The sequence below is a fragment of the Streptomyces sp. NPDC059866 genome, assembly GCF_042731325.1.
In the GTDB taxonomy this organism is placed as follows: Bacteria; Actinomycetota; Actinomycetes; order Streptomycetales; family Streptomycetaceae; genus Streptomyces; species Streptomyces flavusporus.
Map to the genome: position 1 here is coordinate 115,165 of NZ_JBHWJT010000024.1, position 16,997 is coordinate 132,161.

Genomic DNA, 16,997 nt, shown 5'->3' on the forward strand with positions numbered 1-16,997 from the left:
CATGACCTCTGCGAAGGTCACCGAAGCCCCTGAAGAGGGGTACGAGCGGGGACTCGGCAGCCGTCAGGTCCAGATGATCGCGATCGGCGGCGCCATCGGCGTCGGCCTGTTCCTGGGTGCCGGGGCGAACATCGCCAAGGCCGGTCCCAGCCTGATCCTCATGTACGCCCTCGCGGGCGTGATCATCTTCTTCATCATGCGGGCGCTCGGTGAGCTCCTGCTCTACCGCCCTGTCTCGGGCTCCTTCGCGGAGTACTCCCGCGAGTTCCTCGGCCCGTTCTTCGGCTACTTCACCGGCTGGACGTACTGGCTGATGTGGGTGGTCACCGGCATGGCGGAACTCACCGCCGCCGCGATCTACGTCAACTACTGGTTCCCGTCCATTCCGCAATGGGTGACGGCACTGGTCTTCCTGGTGATCCTGTTCGGGGTCAACCTGATCTCCGTGAAGCTCTTCGGCGAGCTGGAGTTCTGGTTCTCGATGGTCAAGGTCACCGCCCTGATCGGCATGATCGTGATCGGCCTCGGCGTGCTGACCTTCGGCTTCAGCAGCGCCGGTGACACGGCGGCCGTCTCCAACCTCTGGGCCTTCGACGGCTTCTTCCCCAAGGGCATCGGCTCGTCCCTGATGACCCTCCAGGGCGTCATGTTCGCCTACCTCGCCGTCGAGCTGGTCGGTGTCACGGCCGGCGAGTCCGAGAACCCGGAGAAGACCCTCCCCAAGGCGATCAACACCCTGCCGTGGCGCATCGCCCTGTTCTACGTCGGTGCCCTCACCGTCATCCTCTGCGTCGTGAAGTGGACGGAGTTCGCGCCGGGCGTCAGCCCGTTCGTCGAGGCCTTCGCGCAGATCGGCATCCCGGCGGGCGCGGCCATCGTCAACTTCGTCGTGCTCACCGCGGCGCTGTCGTCCTGCAACTCCGGCATGTACTCGACGGGCCGCATGCTGCGGAACCTGGCCGAGAGCGGCGAGGCCCCCAAGGCCTTCACCAAGCTGTCGTCGACCAAGACGCCCGCCCTGGGCATCCTCGTCTCCGTGTGCTTCATGGGCATCGGCGTGATCCTGAACTACGTCGTCCCGGAGAAGGCCTTCGGCTACGTCACCTCCATCGCCACCGCCGCCGGCATCTGGACCTGGCTGATGATCCTGGTCAGCCACGTCCTGTACCGCCGCGCGGTCGATGCGGGGCGTCTGCCCGCCTCGTCCTTCCCGGCCCCCGGCGGCGCGAAGTGCTCGTACGTCGCCATCGCGTTCCTGCTCTTCGTGACCGGCATCATCGCCTACGACGCCGACGCCCGCGTCTGCCTGTACGTGATGGCCGGCTGGGCCGCCGCCCTGGGCATCGGCTGGATGATCCTCAAGGCCCGCAACCCGGAGATCGCCGAGCGCCGCACGCCGGAGTTCGAGAAGGTCGGCTGACGACCACCGGACGGCCCTGGCGGCAGGGAGTACTCGTGGCACTCCCTGCCGCCGCCGCTCAGGACGTCCGGCATGTGGGCCGCTCCGTACCACCCCTCGGTACGGAGTGGCCCTTCTGCTTATCCTGGCCAGCATGCTGACCCTCACCCAGGCCCTCTTCGACCAGATCGTCGCCCACGCGCGCGAGGACCACCCCGACGAGGCGTGCGGCGTGGTCGCGGGCCCGGTGGGCTCGGGCCGCCCGGAGCGCTTCATCCCGATGCTGAACGCCGCCCGCTCACCCACGTTCTACGAGTTCGACTCCGGCGACCTCCTCAAGCTCTACCGCGAGATGGACGACCGCGACGAGGAGCCGGTGATCATCTACCACTCCCACACGGCCACCGAGGCCTACCCCTCCCGCACCGACATCTCCTACGCCAACGAGCCCGGCGCGCACTACGTCCTGGTCTCCACCGCGGACACCGACGGAGCCGGCGAGTTCCAGTTCCGGTCGTTCCGGATCATCGACGGCGAGGTGACGGAGGAGGAGGTCAAGGTCGTGGAGGCCTACTGATCCCGGGATTCGGTCAGAATTCATCCACTATCCGAGATCACATTCCAGGACCCGGACCGGGAATCGATACGATGAGCCCATGGTTTTCCACGACGTGAGCGAGAAGACGCCGGGCGCACTGCTCGTGGCGCGGCTGCACGTCGACCTGTGCAGGCTCGCCAGCGCCATCTGTTGACGCTGCCCTGCCGCCGTACGGCCGTGAGCCGCGGCGCCTCCTCACGCACGACCTGCTGTAGCTGCGCTGCCGCGCGCCCACCGACCTGACCACTCCCGACAGGAGCCCTGAGCCATGGCCATCGAGGTCCGCATCCCCACCATCCTCCGCCAGTACACCGACGGTCAGAAGGCCGTCGAAGGCAGTGGGGACACCCTCGCCGAGCTGTTCGCCGACCTCGACGCCCGGCACACGGGAATCCAGGCCCGCATCGTGGACGGCGACCAGCTGCGCCGCTTCGTCAACGTCTACCTGAACGACGAGGACGTCCGCTTCCTCGACGGCATCAACACCAAGCTGTCCGACGGCGACAGCGTCACGATCCTGCCGGCCGTGGCCGGCGGCATGGCCTGAGGTCTCTGACCACCGATGCGTTACGACTCCCCGCTGGCCGCGGTGGGCAACACCCCGTTGGTGCGCCTGCCGCGGCTCTCGCCGTCCGCCGACGTCCGGATCTGGGCCAAGCTGGAGGACCGCAACCCGACCGGCTCGGTCAAGGACCGTCCCGCCCTGCACATGATCGAGCAGGCGGAGAAGGACGGCCGGCTGACCCCGGGCTGCACCATCCTCGAGCCCACCTCCGGCAACACCGGCATCTCGCTGGCCATGGCGGCCAAGCTCAAGGGCTACCGCATGGTGTGCGTGATGCCCGAGAACACCTCCACCGAACGCCGGGACCTGCTCGGCATGTGGGGCGCCGAGATCATCTCCTCCCCGGCCGCGGGCGGCTCCAACACCGCCGTCCGCGTCGCCAAGGAGCTGGCCGCCGAGCACCCCGACTGGGTGATGCTCTACCAGTACGGCAACCCGGACAACGCCGGCGCCCACTACGCCACCACCGGCCCCGAGATCCTCGCCGACCTCCCCTCCATCACCCACTTCGTGGCCGGACTGGGGACGACGGGCACGCTGATGGGCGTCGGCCGCTATCTGCGTGAGCACAAGCCGGACGTGAAGATCGTCGCCGCGGAGCCCCGCTACGACGACCTGGTGTACGGCCTGCGCAACCTCGACGAGGGCTTCGTACCCGAGCTGTACGACGCCTCCGTCCTCACCACCCGCTTCTCGGTCGGCTCCGCCGACGCGGTCACCCGCACCCGGGAACTCCTCCAGCAGGAGGGCATCTTCGCGGGTGTCTCCACCGGCGCCGCCCTGCACGCGGCGATCGGCGTCGGAAGGAAGGCGATCAAGGCCGGCGAGAGCGCCGACATCGTGTTCATCGTGGCCGACGGCGGCTGGAAGTACCTCTCCACCGGCGTCTACACCGCGGCCACCACGGAAGAGGCCATCGAGACACTGCAGGGCCAGCTCTGGGCCTGACCCCCTACGTCGCGAGGTGACGGACCTGGTCCCACAGGACCGGGTCCACCACCCCCACCCGCCGCCGGAAGTCCCACACCGCGACCTCCCGCAGCTCGTCCGTCTCCAGGAAACTCGCCCGGCCCTGGGTGTCCCCGACCGAGCCCGGCGGCAGGGGTATCACCCCGGCCCGCTCGTCGTGGAACCTGCTGGTGATCTTCGCGACCGTCGCCCGCCGCCCGTGCACCGCCAGCACCAGACACGGCCGGTCCTTCGCGCCGGGACCGTCCTCGTAGGGCACGTTCGCCCACCAGATCTCCGCGGCCCGCGGCCGCTGCGCCGCCCGCGACCGCTCCGCCCGCCCCGGCGGCCGCGTGCGACGGCCCTCGGGACGCCGCCGCCCCCAGCCGTCGACGAGTGCGGCAACGAGCGCGAGCAGTATCACCGCCGCGAGTGCCAACCACCAGGACGTGTCCATACGATGACGTTACCGGCGCACGCATCAGGTCGCGCGCCCTGTCCCACACCCCATGCGCCCCACATCCAGCCGAATCGGTGACAGCACAGGTGAGTTCGCCCACAACGGCCCTTGGTGGAGGAGCGACCAACGGTTTTGCGCCTTACGCTCGACGGACCGCACGACCCCCGTTTTCTCCACATCCGCCAGCGGAGGTTTCTGCTTCATGAAGCTCACCGTCGTCGGCTGCTCGGGGTCGTTCCCGTCCGCGGAATCGGCCTGCTCGAGCTACCTCGTCGAGGCCGACGGCTTCCGGCTGCTTCTCGACATGGGCAACGGCGCCCTGGGCGAGCTGCAGCGCCACTGCGGTCTCTACGACCTCGACGCGATCTTCCTCAGCCATCTGCACGCCGACCACTGCATCGACATGTGCGCCTACTTCGTGGCGCGCTACTACCGGCACGAGGGCGGCCGCTGCGCCCCCCTCCCGGTCTACGGCCCCGAGGGCACCGAACACCGCCTGACCACCGCGTACGCCGACACCCCCTCGGCCTCCTCGATGAGCGAGGTCTTCGACTTCCACACGGTCAAGCCGTCCACCTTCGAGATCGGCCCCTTCACCGTCCACACCGAGCGGGTGGCCCACCCCGTCGAGGCCTACGGCATCCGCATCGAGCACGGCGGACGGACCCTGACCTACTCCGGCGACACGGGCGTCAGCACGGCACTGGACGAACTCGCCCGGGACGTCGACCTGTTCCTGTGCGAGGCCGCCTTCACCCACGGCAAGGAAAAGATCCCCGACCTGCACCTCAACGGCCGCGAGGCGGGCGAGACGGCCGCCCGGGCAGGCGCCCGCCGGCTGCTGCTCACCCACATCCCCCCGTGGACCGACCCGCAGGTCAACCTGGCCGACGCCCGCGCGGTCTACGACGGGCCGGCGGAGCTGGCGGTGCCCAGGAAGTCGTACGAGATCTGACGCCCACGGCATCACGGCATGACGAAGGCCCCCGGAATTCCGGGGGCCTTCGTACGGTCGGGTCGGACCGGGCCTACTTCGCCTCGGCCTTCTGCAGTTCCGCCAGTTCCTCGTCGGACTCGCGGCCCGGCGTCGGCAGGTTGAACTTGGTGATCGCGAAGCGGAAGACCACGTAGTAGACCGCCGCGAAGCACAGGCCCACCAGCGCCAGGCCCCACGGGTTGGTCGCGATACCCAGGTTCAGGAAGAAGTCGATCGCTCCGGCCGAGAAGCCGAAGCCGTCCTTCATGCCGAGCGCCCAGGTCAGCGCCATCGAGACGCCCGTGAGGACCGCGTGGATCGCGTACAGCACCGGCGCGATGAACATGAACGTGAACTCGATCGGCTCGGTGACACCGGTGAGGAACGAGGTCAGCGCGAGGGAGAACATCATGCCGCCGACAACCTTGCGGCGCTCGGGGCGGGCGCAGTGGACGATCGCCAGGCACGCGGCGGGGAGGGCGAACATCATGATCGGGAAGAAGCCGGTCATGAACTGGCCCGCGGTCGGGTCACCGGCCAGGAAGCGGGCGATGTCGCCGCTCTTGCCCTCGTACTCGCCGGCCTGGAGCCACGGGAAGGAGTTCAGCAGGTGGTGCATGCCGATCGGGATCAGCGCACGGTTGGCGACACCGAAGATGCCCGCGCCGGCCGCCCCCGAACCGACCAGCCACTCACCGAGGTTGTGCAGACCCGCGCCGAGGACCGGCCAGATGTAGCCGAAGACGATGCCGATGAGCAGACCCGCGAAGGCCGACAGGATCGGGATCAGACGGCGGCCGCCGAAGAAGCCCGCCCAGTCCGGCAGCTTGGTGCGGTAGAAGCGCTGGTAGAGAAGGGCGACGACGATGCCCATGACCACGCCGCCGAGGACACCGGCGTTGACCGCCTTCTCCACCATGACGATCTTGTCGTCGACGACCGTGGCCTCCTTGGGGAGGTTGGGGTCGGTGAAGGTGGCGAGGACCTTCTGGAAGACGAGGTAGCCGACGACCGCAGCGAGCGCCGTCGAACCGTCCGACTTCTTCGCGAAGCCGATCGCGATGCCCACGGCGAACAGCAGCGCCATGTTGTCGAGGATCGCGTTGCCGCCGGCCGCCATGAAGCCCGCGATCTTCGTGAGGAACGCGGGGAACTCCGGACGGCCCAGCATGTCGTCGTTGCCGAGCCGGACCAGCAGTGCGGCCGCGGGCAGAACCGCCACCGGCAGCATCAGGCTGCGGCCGATGCGCTGCAGGACAGCCATCGTGCCGGAGCCCTTCTTCTTGTCGGCCGCGGGAGCGGCGCTGGCCGTGGTCACAACTTCCTCCAGTGGGCATGGCGCCGCCCAGGGACAATGAGAAGGGGACGGCGGCGTCCGGCGATGCCCCGCGGCAGCACCGCAAGGGTCTACACCACTCAGTGGTGTAGACCTGTTGTAGCACGATGAAGGCGGGATAAGGAACCCGCGATTCCCGCGCCCGTTCGGCTGCTTACCCCTTCGTGACGTCCTCCACCTCCTCCTCCGCCTCCCGCCCCGGCGTCTTCAGATCGAACCTGGTGATCGCGAAGCGGAACACGACGTAATAGACGGCAGCGAAGCACAGCCCGATCGGAATGATCGCCCAGGGTCTCGTTGCCAGATTCCAGTTGATGAGGTAGTCGATCAGGCCGGCCGAGAAGCTGAACCCGTCGTGCACCCCGAGCCCCCACGTCACCGCCATCGACACACCCGTCAACAGTGCGTGGACCGCATACAGTGCCGGCGCGATGAAGAGGAACGAGTACTCGAGCGGCTCGGTGATGCCTGTGACGAACGACGTCAGGGCGGTGGACAGCATCAGCCCGCCGACCTCCTTGCGGCGGCCCGGCCGCGCGCAGTGCGTCATCGCCAGCGCGGCGGCCGGCAGCGCGAACATCATGATCGGGAAGAACCCTGACGTGAACTGACCCGCGTCCGGATCGCCCGCCAGGAACATGTTGATGTCGCCGTGCACCACCGTGCCGTCGGGCTTGGTGTACGTGCCGAACTGGAACCAGACGGGCACGTTCAGGAACTGGTGCAGGCCGATCACCAGAAGCGCCCGGTTGGCGACGCCGAAGACACCCGCGCCCCACGCGCCCAGGTCGCTCAGCCAGTCGCTGAAACTCTCCAGCGCGGCACCGACCGGCGGCCAGACCCACAGGCACAGCACCGCGAACGCGATCGCCACGAACGCCATGATGATCGGCACCAGCCGACGCCCGTTGAAGAAGCCGAGCCAGTCCACCAGCTTCGTACGGTGGAAACGAGCCCAGAAGAAAGCCGCCAGCAACCCCAGGACAATGCCGCCGAACACCCCCGGATTCGGGTAGGTGAACTCGGTCACCGTCCCGTCCACCACCTGGCAGCCCGTGTCCACCGCCCGCGAACCCTCCGGACAGTCCTCCGGGAACTGGCGCAGCACATTGAAGTAGACGAGGAACCCGGCAACCGCCGCGAGCGCCGTCGACCCGTCCGCCTTCTTCGCCATGCCGATGGCCACACCCACACAGAACAGCAGCGGCAACCCCAACGAAGCGTCCAGGAGCGCGCCGCCCGCGCCCGCCATCACCCTCGAGACATCGGTCCAGCCCAGCCCCTCCTCGCCGAACACATCCGGCTGCCCCAGCCGGTTCAGAATGCCCGCGGCCGGCAGCACCGCGATCGGGAGCTGAAGACTGCGCCCCATCTTCTGCAAGCCCTGGAACAGGCGGTTCCAGCGCACCCGGGAAGGACTGGCAGCGCTGTCGGCACTCATCGGGCTCCTCCCGGAAGGACCGGGTTTGGCGACCACCCCCCAGCTGGTGTAGACCAGTTGGCGGAAGGTTCCGCTGTCGTGACGCCATCATTCGGTACGCACACCATGACCGCGCGCGAAGCTGGGCCAACTGTGGATAACTGCGACATAGCGCTACGGATCAGGCCGGATCAGGGAGAAAGACATGGCCAGCAAGGCTGAGAAAATCGTTGCCGGGCTCGGCGGCATCGACAACATCGAAGAAGTCGAAGGCTGCATCACACGGCTGCGCGTCGAGGTGGCCGACGCCTCGCTGGTCGACGACGCCGCACTCAAGGGCGCCGGCGCCCACGGCGTCGTCAAGATGGGCACCGCCATCCAGGTCGTCATCGGCACCGACGCCGACCCCGTCGCCGCGGACATCGAAGACATGATGTGAGCACCCCCTCACCCTCAGGGGCCCCTTCCCACACCGGAAGGGGCCCCTCGGCCCCAGCGAGCTAGGCTCACCTCATGTCTCGAATCGACGGCCGCACCCCCGAACAACTCCGCCCGATCACCATCGAACGCGGCTGGAGCAAGCACGCCGAAGGCTCCGTCCTCGTCTCCTTCGGCGACACCAAGGTCTTCTGCACCGCATCCGTCACCGAAGGCGTCCCACGCTGGCGCAAAGGCAGCGGCGAAGGCTGGGTCACCGCCGAATACGCCATGCTGCCCCGCTCCACCAACACCCGCGGCGACCGCGAATCCGTCAAGGGCAAGATCGGCGGCCGTACACACGAGATCTCCCGCCTCATCGGCCGCTCCCTGCGCGCCGTCATCGACTACAAGGCCCTCGGCGAGAACACCATCGTCCTCGACTGCGACGTACTCCAGGCCGACGGCGGCACCCGCACCGCCGCCATCACCGGCGCCTACGTCGCCCTCGCCGACGCCGTCTCCTGGGCCCAGAAGAAAAAGCTCGTCAAGCCCGGCCGTAACCCCCTCACCGGCACCGTCTCCGCCGTCTCCGTCGGCATCGTCGGCGGCATCCCCCTGCTCGACCTCTGCTACGAGGAAGACGTCCGCGCCGAAACCGACATGAACGTCGTCTGCACCGGCGACGGACGCTTCGTCGAAGTCCAGGGCACCGCCGAAGCCGAACCCTTCGCCCGTGACGAACTCAACGCCCTCCTCGACCTCGCCGTCGCCGGCTGCACCGAACTGGCAGCACTGCAGCGCACCGCGCTCGAAACCCCCGCCGAAAAGTAAAAGGCACACCAAGACACGGGGTCGGAGCGGGCAACCACGCCCACCACCACCGCGTCTGAAGAAATACGGGCGCACGGCTCATCCCTGTGCGCCCGGCCAGCTGACCGGGCCCGCCGGGCCCAACCAAGGGAGGGACCGTTCCATGGCCGCGAGCCGCCGCCGACGCCGTACCGCCGCCGTCGCCACCACCCTGGCGGCGATAGCGCTGACCGCCGGACTGACCACCGGCTGCGACGCCGTCGACAAGGCACTCGACTGCGTCCAGACCGCCGACGCCATCGCCGACAGCGTCACCGACCTCCAGCAGGCCGTCGACAACGCGGCCAACGACCCGACCCAGCTCGACGAATCCCTCGACTCCATCGAGCAGAACCTCGGCGAAATCGGCGACAAGACCGACAACACCGACGTCAACAAGGCGGTCGACGACCTCGAGAAGGCCGTCACCAACGTCCGCACCGCCATCGAGAACGGCGACGAGACCCCCGACATCAGCCCCGTCACCGACGCCGCCGGCGAACTGACCAAGGTCTGCACGCCGTAACGGGCCCGGCGGGGCAGCCGGGATACTGGACGGCATGACCCGCTTGATCCTCGCCACCCGCAACGCCGGAAAGATCACCGAACTCAAGGCCATCCTCGCCGACGCAGGCCTCCCACACGACCTCGTCGGCGCGGACGCCTACCCCGACATCCCCGACGTCAAGGAAACAGGCGTCACCTTCGCCGAGAACGCACTGCTCAAGGCCCACGCCCTGGCCCAGGCCACCGGCCTGCCCGCCGTGGCCGACGACTCCGGCCTCTGCGTCGACGTCCTCAACGGCGCACCCGGCATCTTCTCCGCCCGCTGGTCCGGCCGCCACGGCGACGACAAGGCCAACCTGGACCTACTGCTGGCCCAGCTGGCCGACATCGCCGACGAGCACCGGGGGGCCCACTTCGCGTGCGCGGCGGCGCTGGCGTTGCCCGACGGTACGGAACGGGTGGTCGAGGGCCAGCTGAGGGGCGTACTGCGGCATGCGCCGGTGGGCACCGGCGGCTTCGGCTACGACCCGATCCTCCAGCCGGAGGGTGAGACGCGGACGTGCGCGGAGCTGAGCCCCGAGGAGAAGAACGCGATCAGCCATCGGGGGAAGGCGTTTCGGGCGTTGGTGCCGGTGGTGCGGGAGTTGTTGGGCTGAGGCAGACACGGCAACGGCCTGCGCATCAATCCTTTGATTCGCAGGCCGTTTATGTGCGGCGGAAGGGATTCGAACCCTCAAGCCCGATCAGGGGCCACAGATCCTAAGTCTGCTGCGTCGCCGTTGCGCCACCGCCGCTAGCCGCCTGCCATCGTACCGGGAGCTGTCCGACGCCTTCTCCCTCCCCTGCACCAGGTGCTGGTGACCGAATGGCAGTTGGGGCACAGCAACCGCAGGTTCTCCCGCCGGTCGTCGCTCCAGTCCCCGTTGATGTGATCGACCTCCAGCGTCATGGGCTTGCCGAGCCACTCGGGGCCGACTCCGCACCTGGAGCACTGCTCGGGTACGCCGACTTCGCATAGCGCGCGGCGTAGGCGCGAGGTCTGCGTCCGGTGCCCGCGGTCGTGCCGTACCAGAACATCTTCTGGGCGTTTGGCGTTTCTTCCCGGCTTTCCCCGCTGGTGCGCCTGGCCCAGGAAGTGGGAGGTCGCAAGGTCGTCCTCGGCGATCCACTCGCGCAGCTTCGCGCGTTGCGAGCCATTGTTCGGTCGCCCCAGGCGGCGCAGCACCTCCCTGATCGAGACCGACTCGGCGACCGCCGCCCGCAACTCCTCGGGGCTGGGCCGGACAGGTCTTCCATGGGGACGGAAATGCGAGACGTCGATGCCGAAGTGAGCGAAACGCTTCATGAGATACCGAGGTAGGTATCCGTAGGGCCGTGTGCCGAAGAAGGCGATGACCTCGTCGATGCCGGAGCACTTCTCGGCGGCTTCTGCCAGCCGCTCGCGGGTGTACTGCACGGAAGTGCCCATGAGGCGGACACCCTGGCACGCCGCTTGCCGCGACCGCGGTAACTATCAGTTGTGGAGTGACAGTTGGGGCAAAGGAGCCGGAGATTTTTGATCCGGTTGTTTCGCCAGTTGCCGTCGATGTGGTCGACCTCAAGTGGCAACGGCTCTCCGAGCCACAACGCCTCGATGCCGCACAGGGCGCAGCGTTCCTCCACGCCCAGTTCCTGCATTGCCCTCTTGAGCCGACTGCTCGGGATGCGTACGGCGTGTACCGACGTGTCCTCGACGAGGATCTCTTCGGCTGTCCGGCGACGCTGGTTGTACCTCATGCGCTCGGTGCGGACCACCGGTGTGAAGTGCGAGGTGTCGATTCCACAGGCCTTGATGCGCCGCGCGATGTTGGCCTGGTGACCACCCACGGAGTCGAGCCCAAGCCGCCGCACCACCTCGTTCACACTCGAGGACGCAGCAACCACCGGCTCGAGGATCTCCCTCGTCCACTTCACCCCCTCCCGCTCGAAGTGCGACGTATCCACCCCCAGCTTCTTCATCCGCTCCCGGATGTAGTTCCGCCTCGAACTCCCCGGATCCACCCCCAACCTCCCCAACGCCTCCGACAACGTCCGCGCCCCCCGAGCCGCCTCCTCCAGCCGCTCCTTGGTGTACGCACTGGCCCCCATCGAGCCCCCTCCGTTCCGGCCACACGTTCGTGGTCCACACGGAGTAACGAACCGTTTATCGGACAGTCACGCCCGAAATGCAAAGCGGCCCGTGCCGGGTCGCCCCGGTACGGGCCGCTCGCGTCGGGCGGAGCCTGTGCTCAGATGTCCAGGTCCTTGATGATCTTGGCCACGTGCCCCGTCGCCCGCACGTTGTACAGCGCGCGCTCGACCTTGCCCTGCTCGTCGACGACGATCGTGGAGCGGATGACGCCCATGTACGTCTTGCCGTAGTTCTTCTTCTCGCCGTAGGCGCCGTAGGCCTCGATGACGGTCTTGTCGGGGTCGCCGGCCAGGGTGACCTTCAGGGATTCCTTCTCGCGGAACTTCGCCAGCTTCTCGGGCTTGTCCGGCGAGATGCCGATGACGTCGTAGCCGGCGGCGGCCAGGACGTCGAGGTTGTCGGTGAAGTCGCAGGCCTGCTTCGTGCAGCCGGGGGTCAGGGCGGCCGGGTAGAAGTAGACGATGACCTTGCGGCCCTTGTGGTCCGACAGGGAGACCTCGTTGCCGTCGGCGTCGGGGAGGGTGAAGGCGGGGGCCACGTCCCCGGGCTGGAGTCGCTCACTCATCGGGCTAGCGTAACCGGGGGTCCTGACGGTGCGGTCGCCCGAAGAACTGACAGACTGTCCGGAACAAGCATCAGCAGACTTCGGAGGCCGTACGGTGGCGGACACGTCGGACACCAGAACCCCGGCGCAGATCGAGGCGGACATCAGGCGCCGCCGCGAAGTGCTGGCCGAGACGCTCGACGAGATCGGGGTGCGGGTGCATCCGAAGACGATCGTCGGGGACGCCAAGGCCAGGGTCGTGTCGAATGTCGATCAGACCCTTGGGCGGGCGTACGTGCAGGTCAATCGGATGGTGAGTGATGTGAAGGGGCAGTTCGTCGATGAGGAGGGCGCGCCTCGGATGGAGCGTGTGCTGCCCGTCGCGCTCGTGGCCGTCGGGGTTGTGGGGCTGCTCGTGCTGGGTACTCGGCGGCGGAACCGCTGACCCTCCCGCGGACGAACGCTTCGATGGCAGGTAGGTTCAAAGGCGTGAGCTCCAACAGAAACGACCACAGCACCCATCCCGACAAGCTGCCCATCCGGATGTTGCACGACCGTGTGCTCGTGCGGCAGGACACCAGTGAGGGCGAGCGGCGTTCCGGTGGCGGCATCCTGATTCCCGCCACGGCGGCCGTGGGCCGTCGGCTGGCGTGGGCGGAGGTTGTCGCGGTGGGGCAGAACGTACGGACCGTCGAGCCGGGCGACCGGGTGCTGTACGACCCGGAGGACCGTGCCGAGGTGGAGGTGCGGGGTATCGCGTATGTGCTGATGCGCGAGCGCGACCTGCATGCCGTGGCCGCGGACCGGTTCGAGGGGTCGGAGGATTCGACCGGGCTGTACCTGTAGACAAGGGCTGAGAAGGGGCTGGTGACCATCGTCACCGGCCCCTTTTGTCGTCCTCCTTGCTACATTCGAAGGAGCCCGACGAGACGCGCCGTACCGGGACGAAGGCAAAGACGACGCACCCCCGTTCGTTCTGTCTGTCTCTCGGAGGTGCCTGTCATGGCCTGGGTTCTGCTGATCGTCGCCGGTGTGCTCGAAGTCGGCTGGTCGGTCGGGATGAAGTACACCGACGGTTTCACGCGGCTGGTTCCGAGCCTGTTCACCGGTGCCGGCATTGTCGCCAGCATGCTGTTGCTGTCGTATGCGGCGAGGTCCCTGCCCATCGGTACGGCCTATGGGGTCTGGGTGGGGATCGGGGCCGCCGGGTCGGCGGTGGTCGGCATGGTGGTGCTGGGGGAGCCGGCGACCGCCGCCCGGATCTTCTTCGTGTGTCTGTTGCTGGTGGCCGTGGTGGGGCTGAAGGCGACGTCGGGGCACTGAGCCGCGCGGTTCACAGTCTGATCGTGTACCGCGGAGCCGAGTTCGATGTGCCCGTGGTCGTTCCGTCGCCGGTGGTGCCGCCGGTGGTGCCGCCTGTGGTGGTGCCGCCGCTTGTGGTGGGGTCACCGCCGGTTGTGGTCCCGCCGCCGGTGGTGGTCCCGCCGTCGGTGGTCGTGCCCCCGTCCGTGGGTGTGCCGCCTGTCGTGGTGTCGCCGGTCGTTCCGTCCGTGGGGGTGCCTCCGGTCGTCCCGTCCGTGGGCGTGCCCCCGGTCGTCCCGCCGTCCGGGGTCTCGTCCGGGCTCTCCTGGTCGGCGTCGTCGCTCGGTGTGGCGCCGTCGGTGGGGGCGTCGGTGCTGGGGTCCTGGGAGGGCGGGATCTCGGGCAGGTCCCATTCCTCGGCGCCGTCCTGGAGCTGGAGGTTGAAGTCGGTGGGTGGGGTGCCTTCGAGGGCGTCCTTGGTGAACTGGGCCCAGATGTCGGCGGGCGCGCCGCCGCCGTTGACGCGGTTCAGGCCCATGGCGCCGTAGAGGGGCATGTGGTCGGCGGTGACGGGGTCCTGGCCCATGACGGCGACGACGGTGGCGAGGTCGGGGGTGTAGCCGGCGAACCAGGCGGCGGTGTCCTCCTCGGCGGTGCCGGTCTTGCCCGCGGCGGGGCGGCCGGCGGCCTGGGCGGCGGTGGCGGTGCCGTTCTCGACGACGCTCTGCAGGACCGATGTCGTGGTGTCGGCGGCTTCGCGGCTGACGGCCTGGTGGGTCTGGCGGGCGGGCAGTTCGATGACCTCGGTGCCGTCCTTGGTGATCTTCTCGATCATGGTGTACGTGCCGTGTTCGCCGTGGTTGGCGAGGGTGGCGTAGGCCTGGGCCATGTCGAGGACGCTGGCCCGGGCCACGCCGAGTGCGATCGACGGGTAGGGGCCCATCTCCGGTGTGGCGGTGGGCAGGCCGAGGTCGATCGCGGTCTGTTCGACCTTGTCGGGGCCGACGTCGACGGCCATCTGTGCGTACACGGCGTTGACGGACTTGTCGGTGGCCTCGCGGACGGTGATGTCGCCGTACGACTTCTGGTCCTCGTTCTCGGGGTTGTAGGCGCTGTTCCAGCCCTGGACGGGGCGTTTGTTGGTGCCGTCGTAGTAGGTGTTGGGGGTGATCGGTGTGCCGCCCTGGGTGGTGGAGTCGTTCTCGACGGCGGAGGTGAACACGAACGGTTTGAAGGTGGAGCCGACCTGGAAGTCCCGGCGGGTGGCGCCGTTGGTGTACTGCTTGACGTAGTCGATGCCGCCGTACAGGGCGACGACCTTGCCGGTCTTGGGGTCGACGGCGGCGCCGCCTGCGCGGACGTAGGTGTCGACCTTGCGGTTCTTCGGGTCGAGTTTGGACATCAGCTGGTCGTTCACGGCGTCGACGAAGGCGTCCTGCCGGGGTTTTTCGAGGGTGGTGGTGATGCGGTAGCCGCCCCTTTCGAGCTCGTCCGGGTCGACGATCTTGTTCTCGGTGAGGTACTGCTTGATCGCGTCGACGACGTAGCCGCGCTGCCCGGACATGCCGGTGGAGACGGTGGCTTCCTTCGGCATCGGGAACTTCAGGCCGGCCCGCTCGGAGCGGCTGAGCCAGCCTTCCTTGACCATGCCGTTGAGGACGTAGTTCCAACGGGCCTCGGCGGCGGGCTTGTTCTCGGGGTGGGCGACGACGTCGTACTCGCTGGGCGCGTTGAGCAGTGCGGCGAGGTAGGCGCCGCGGGCGGGGTCGAGGTCGGTGGCGTCCATGCCGTAGTAGGCGTGGGCGGCGGCCTGGATGCCGTAGGCGTTGCGGCCGAAGTAGCTGGTGTTGAGGTAGCCCTCCAGGATGTCGTCCTTGGTCTTTTCCTGGTCGAGCTTGATCGAGATGAAGAACTCCTTCACCTTGCGGGTGAGGGTCTGTTCCTGGGCGAGGTAGTAGTTCTTGACGTACTGCTGGGTGATCGTGGAGCCGGACTGCTTGCCCTTGCCGGTGGCGGTGTTCCAGGCGGCGCGGAGCATGGCCTGGGGGTCGATGGCGGACTCGCTGTAGAAGTCGCGGTCCTCGGCGGCCAGTACGGCGTGCTGGGCGTCCTTGGAGATCTGGGCGAGGGTGACGTTCTCCCGGTTGACCTCGCCGTCCCGGGCGAGTTGGGAGCCGTCTGCGTAGAGGTAGACGTTGCTCTGCTTGGTGGCGAGGGCGTTCGCCGGTGGGATCTTGACCAGTGAGTAGCCGAGGAAGAACAGGCCGATCACCAGCAGGGCGCCGAGGACGAAGGTGCTGAGCACCATGCGCCAGGTGGGGATGATCCGGCGCCAGCCGGTGCGCTTGGGCCGCTTGGGCTTGCCGTCCCCCGTCGCGCCCTGGGTCGGCTGCTGCGGCTGCGGCTCGTGGCTCATGTCGTGCACGGACTCCTGTTTTCCTCGTACGTTCCGGTACGAATTTCTCCTCGTACGATCCCGTACGATCCAGTACGCCCTCGTACGTCTTCTGCGCCCCCTGTTGAAGACTCTCGCACCAAGCGTTCCGTTCCCGGTTCCCGGCACGCGTTGTGCCCGGAAAATGCGTGGCCGCTCGGATCGGCCGCGTACTAGGCTCCTGCGCTTCGGTGCCGGGCGCGGTCGGGAGGGTGGTGGGTGTGGGCGCGGGACGGTTGTACGTGGCCGTCGCGGTGGGAGGTTTCCGACGATACGCGACGTACCGGGTGGCCACGGTCGCCGGGGTGTTCACCAACACCGTGTTCGGGCTGATCCTCGTCTACACGTACCTGGCGCTGTGGGAGGAGAGACCGCAGCTCGGCGGGTACGACCAGGCGCAGGCCGTCACCTATGTGTGGCTGGGGCAGGCGCTGTTGTCGACGCTCGCGATCGGGGGTGGCGGCTTCGAGGACGAGTTGATCGAGCGTATCCGTACGGGTGATGTGGCGATCGACCTCTACCGGCCGGCCGACCTCCAACTGTGGTGGCTGGCGGGTGACTTGGGGCGGGCGATGTTCCAGTTGCTGGGGCGTGGGGTGGTGCCGTTCGCGTTCGGGGCGCTGGTCTTCGATGTCGCGCTGCCGTCGGATCCGGTGACGTGGGCGGGTTTTCTGCTGGCGGTGCTGCTCGGGATGGTGGTCGGTTTCGGGATCCGGTACCTGGTGGCGCTGAGCGCGTTCTGGCTGATGGACGGCACCGGGGTGGTGCAGATGGCGTGGCTGCTGGGGTTCTTCTGTTCGGGGATGCTGCTGCCGCTGAACGTCTTCCCGGGCCTGCTGGGCGAGATCGTACGGGTGCTGCCGTGGTCGTCGCTGTTGCAGGCGCCGGCGGATGTGCTGCTGGGGCGGGCCGATCCGCTGGGCACGTTCGCGTTCCAGGGGGTGTGGGCGGTTGCGCTGCTGGCGGCGGGGCGGCTGGTGCAGTCGGCGGCGACGCGGCGGGTGGTGGTGCAGGGTGGGTGAGCGCGGTCGGGTGGCGGAGGGGCTGCGGGCGTACGGCCTGATCGTCG

Annotated in this window: 20 protein-coding genes, 1 tRNA gene, 1 pseudogene and 1 riboswitch; of the genes and pseudogenes, 14 read left to right on the forward strand and 8 right to left on the reverse strand. The window is 68.2% G+C overall.

What is annotated here, in order from left to right; translation table 11 throughout:
- Position 1: 1 nt before the first annotated feature.
- From ACFV7R_RS32580 to ACFV7R_RS32600, 5 genes are all read left to right on the forward strand, one after another.
- A complete protein-coding gene (locus tag ACFV7R_RS32580; RefSeq protein ID WP_385269871.1) occupies positions 2 to 1,420 on the forward strand; it encodes an amino acid permease in 1,419 nt (472 codons plus the stop codon).
- Between the two features lie 133 nt (positions 1,421 to 1,553).
- Positions 1,554 to 1,976, forward strand: coding sequence for a Mov34/MPN/PAD-1 family protein (locus ACFV7R_RS32585; RefSeq protein ID WP_129799732.1), 423 nt, complete (start codon positions 1,554 to 1,556; stop codon positions 1,974 to 1,976).
- Between the two features lie 79 nt (positions 1,977 to 2,055).
- Positions 2,056 to 2,151 (forward strand): putative leader peptide, encoded by a 96-nt coding sequence (locus tag ACFV7R_RS32590; protein WP_309504872.1) that lies wholly within the window; start codon positions 2,056 to 2,058, stop codon positions 2,149 to 2,151.
- 114 nt (positions 2,152 to 2,265) lie between these two features.
- A complete protein-coding gene (locus ACFV7R_RS32595; protein ID WP_224737453.1) occupies positions 2,266 to 2,544 on the forward strand; it encodes a MoaD/ThiS family protein in 279 nt (92 codons plus the stop codon).
- A 15-nt stretch (positions 2,545 to 2,559) separates the two neighbouring features.
- Positions 2,560 to 3,510, forward strand: a complete 951-nt coding sequence (locus ACFV7R_RS32600; RefSeq protein ID WP_129799730.1) for a PLP-dependent cysteine synthase family protein — start codon at positions 2,560 to 2,562, stop codon at positions 3,508 to 3,510.
- Between the two features lie 4 nt (positions 3,511 to 3,514).
- On the opposite strand, the gene ACFV7R_RS32605 is transcribed toward ACFV7R_RS32600, so the two are convergent.
- Positions 3,515 to 3,967 carry a type II toxin-antitoxin system PemK/MazF family toxin gene (locus ACFV7R_RS32605; protein WP_129799729.1) on the reverse strand — a complete coding sequence of 151 codons (453 nt, stop codon included), beginning with the start codon at positions 3,965 to 3,967 and terminating at the stop codon, positions 3,515 to 3,517.
- A gap of 205 nt (positions 3,968 to 4,172) precedes the next feature.
- On the opposite strand from ACFV7R_RS32605, the gene ACFV7R_RS32610 reads away from it, so the two are divergent.
- Positions 4,173 to 4,925 (forward strand): MBL fold metallo-hydrolase, encoded by a 753-nt coding sequence (locus ACFV7R_RS32610; RefSeq protein ID WP_385269874.1) that lies wholly within the window; start codon positions 4,173 to 4,175, stop codon positions 4,923 to 4,925.
- A gap of 73 nt (positions 4,926 to 4,998) precedes the next feature.
- Here ACFV7R_RS32610 and ACFV7R_RS32615 read toward each other — a convergent pair whose 3' ends face one another.
- Both ACFV7R_RS32615 and ACFV7R_RS32620 read right to left on the reverse strand, forming a co-directional pair.
- Positions 4,999 to 6,264: a PTS transporter subunit EIIC gene (locus tag ACFV7R_RS32615; protein ID WP_385269876.1), complete on the reverse strand. Its 1,266-nt coding sequence runs from the start codon at positions 6,262 to 6,264 to the stop codon at positions 4,999 to 5,001.
- A 172-nt stretch (positions 6,265 to 6,436) separates the two neighbouring features.
- A complete protein-coding gene (locus tag ACFV7R_RS32620; RefSeq protein ID WP_385269878.1) occupies positions 6,437 to 7,723 on the reverse strand; it encodes a PTS transporter subunit EIIC in 1,287 nt (428 codons plus the stop codon).
- Between the two features lie 184 nt (positions 7,724 to 7,907).
- Between ACFV7R_RS32620 and ACFV7R_RS32625 the strand changes: the two genes are divergently transcribed.
- The 4 genes from ACFV7R_RS32625 (at position 7,908) to rdgB (ending at position 10,134) form a co-directional block, all read left to right on the forward strand.
- Positions 7,908 to 8,141 (forward strand): glucose PTS transporter subunit EIIB, encoded by a 234-nt coding sequence (locus tag ACFV7R_RS32625; RefSeq protein ID WP_129799725.1) that lies wholly within the window; start codon positions 7,908 to 7,910, stop codon positions 8,139 to 8,141.
- A 74-nt stretch (positions 8,142 to 8,215) separates the two neighbouring features.
- Positions 8,216 to 8,953, forward strand: a complete 738-nt coding sequence (gene rph, locus ACFV7R_RS32630) for a ribonuclease PH (protein WP_129799724.1) — start codon at positions 8,216 to 8,218, stop codon at positions 8,951 to 8,953.
- Between the two features lie 142 nt (positions 8,954 to 9,095).
- Positions 9,096 to 9,497, forward strand: coding sequence for a hypothetical protein (locus tag ACFV7R_RS32635; protein ID WP_385269880.1), 402 nt, complete (start codon positions 9,096 to 9,098; stop codon positions 9,495 to 9,497).
- Positions 9,498 to 9,531: 34 nt separating this feature from the next.
- On the forward strand, positions 9,532 to 10,134 hold the full coding sequence (gene rdgB / locus ACFV7R_RS32640) for an RdgB/HAM1 family non-canonical purine NTP pyrophosphatase (RefSeq protein WP_385269882.1): 603 nt from the start codon (positions 9,532 to 9,534) through the stop codon (positions 10,132 to 10,134).
- A 54-nt stretch (positions 10,135 to 10,188) separates the two neighbouring features.
- On the opposite strand, the gene ACFV7R_RS32645 is transcribed toward rdgB, so the two are convergent.
- The 4 genes and pseudogenes from ACFV7R_RS32645 to bcp all read right to left on the reverse strand — a co-directional run bounded on the left by ACFV7R_RS32645 (position 10,189) and on the right by bcp (position 12,213).
- Positions 10,189 to 10,272: transfer RNA gene (locus ACFV7R_RS32645), tRNA-Leu, on the reverse strand.
- Positions 10,272 to 10,946 carry an HNH endonuclease signature motif containing protein gene (locus ACFV7R_RS32650; protein WP_385269884.1) on the reverse strand — a complete coding sequence of 225 codons (675 nt, stop codon included), beginning with the start codon at positions 10,944 to 10,946 and terminating at the stop codon, positions 10,272 to 10,274. Before ACFV7R_RS32650 ends, ACFV7R_RS32645 begins: the two co-directional genes overlap by 1 nt.
- Positions 10,947 to 10,960: 14 nt before the next feature.
- Positions 10,961 to 11,605: pseudogene (locus ACFV7R_RS32655) on the reverse strand (HNH endonuclease); the annotation flags it as partial.
- Positions 11,606 to 11,745: 140 nt separating this feature from the next.
- The gene (bcp, locus tag ACFV7R_RS32660; protein ID WP_385269886.1) at positions 11,746 to 12,213 is read right to left on the reverse strand and encodes a thioredoxin-dependent thiol peroxidase; all 468 of its coding nucleotides are present in this window, start codon (positions 12,211 to 12,213) and stop codon (positions 11,746 to 11,748) included.
- A 94-nt stretch (positions 12,214 to 12,307) separates the two neighbouring features.
- Here bcp and ACFV7R_RS32665 point away from each other — a divergent pair, with 94 nt between their 5' ends.
- From ACFV7R_RS32665 to ACFV7R_RS32675, 3 genes are all read left to right on the forward strand, one after another.
- Positions 12,308 to 12,637, forward strand: coding sequence for a DUF3618 domain-containing protein (locus ACFV7R_RS32665; protein ID WP_385269888.1), 330 nt, complete (start codon positions 12,308 to 12,310; stop codon positions 12,635 to 12,637).
- Between the two features lie 44 nt (positions 12,638 to 12,681).
- Positions 12,682 to 13,038 (forward strand): co-chaperone GroES, encoded by a 357-nt coding sequence (locus ACFV7R_RS32670; protein WP_129799718.1) that lies wholly within the window; start codon positions 12,682 to 12,684, stop codon positions 13,036 to 13,038.
- Positions 13,039 to 13,085: 47 nt separating this feature from the next.
- A riboswitch (guanidine-III (ykkC-III) riboswitch) is annotated at positions 13,086 to 13,158 on the forward strand.
- Positions 13,159 to 13,194: 36 nt separating this feature from the next.
- The gene (locus ACFV7R_RS32675; RefSeq protein ID WP_129799717.1) at positions 13,195 to 13,515 is read left to right on the forward strand and encodes a multidrug efflux SMR transporter; all 321 of its coding nucleotides are present in this window, start codon (positions 13,195 to 13,197) and stop codon (positions 13,513 to 13,515) included.
- A gap of 10 nt (positions 13,516 to 13,525) precedes the next feature.
- Here ACFV7R_RS32675 and ACFV7R_RS32680 read toward each other — a convergent pair whose 3' ends face one another.
- A complete protein-coding gene (locus ACFV7R_RS32680) occupies positions 13,526 to 15,910 on the reverse strand; it encodes a transglycosylase domain-containing protein (RefSeq protein WP_385269890.1) in 2,385 nt (794 codons plus the stop codon).
- Positions 15,911 to 16,149: 239 nt separating this feature from the next.
- On the opposite strand from ACFV7R_RS32680, the gene ACFV7R_RS32685 reads away from it, so the two are divergent.
- Positions 16,150 to 16,950 carry an ABC transporter permease gene (locus ACFV7R_RS32685; protein WP_385269892.1) on the forward strand — a complete coding sequence of 267 codons (801 nt, stop codon included), beginning with the start codon at positions 16,150 to 16,152 and terminating at the stop codon, positions 16,948 to 16,950.
- The last annotated feature ends 47 nt before the right edge of the window (positions 16,951 to 16,997 follow it).

Coding starts and splice junctions, on each gene's coding strand:
- ACFV7R_RS32635 (WP_385269880.1), top strand. CDS start 9,096: ATGGCCGCGAGCCGCCGCCGACGCCGTACCGCCGCCGTCGCCACCACC.
- ACFV7R_RS32600 (WP_129799730.1), top strand. CDS start 2,560: ATGCGTTACGACTCCCCGCTGGCCGCGGTGGGCAACACCCCGTTGGTG.
- ACFV7R_RS32625 (WP_129799725.1), top strand. CDS start 7,908: ATGGCCAGCAAGGCTGAGAAAATCGTTGCCGGGCTCGGCGGCATCGAC.
- ACFV7R_RS32650 (WP_385269884.1), bottom strand. CDS start 10,946: ATGGGCACTTCCGTGCAGTACACCCGCGAGCGGCTGGCAGAAGCCGCC.
- ACFV7R_RS32580 (WP_385269871.1), top strand. CDS start 2: ATGACCTCTGCGAAGGTCACCGAAGCCCCTGAAGAGGGGTACGAGCGG.
- ACFV7R_RS32585 (WP_129799732.1), top strand. CDS start 1,554: ATGCTGACCCTCACCCAGGCCCTCTTCGACCAGATCGTCGCCCACGCG.
- ACFV7R_RS32620 (WP_385269878.1), bottom strand. CDS start 7,723: ATGAGTGCCGACAGCGCTGCCAGTCCTTCCCGGGTGCGCTGGAACCGC.
- ACFV7R_RS32675 (WP_129799717.1), top strand. CDS start 13,195: ATGGCCTGGGTTCTGCTGATCGTCGCCGGTGTGCTCGAAGTCGGCTGG.
- rdgB (WP_385269882.1), top strand. CDS start 9,532: ATGACCCGCTTGATCCTCGCCACCCGCAACGCCGGAAAGATCACCGAA.
- ACFV7R_RS32680 (WP_385269890.1), bottom strand. CDS start 15,910: ATGAGCCACGAGCCGCAGCCGCAGCAGCCGACCCAGGGCGCGACGGGG.
- bcp (WP_385269886.1), bottom strand. CDS start 12,213: ATGAGTGAGCGACTCCAGCCCGGGGACGTGGCCCCCGCCTTCACCCTC.
- ACFV7R_RS32595 (WP_224737453.1), top strand. CDS start 2,266: ATGGCCATCGAGGTCCGCATCCCCACCATCCTCCGCCAGTACACCGAC.
- rph (WP_129799724.1), top strand. CDS start 8,216: ATGTCTCGAATCGACGGCCGCACCCCCGAACAACTCCGCCCGATCACC.
- ACFV7R_RS32605 (WP_129799729.1), bottom strand. CDS start 3,967: ATGGACACGTCCTGGTGGTTGGCACTCGCGGCGGTGATACTGCTCGCG.
- ACFV7R_RS32610 (WP_385269874.1), top strand. CDS start 4,173: ATGAAGCTCACCGTCGTCGGCTGCTCGGGGTCGTTCCCGTCCGCGGAA.
- ACFV7R_RS32590 (WP_309504872.1), top strand. CDS start 2,056: ATGGTTTTCCACGACGTGAGCGAGAAGACGCCGGGCGCACTGCTCGTG.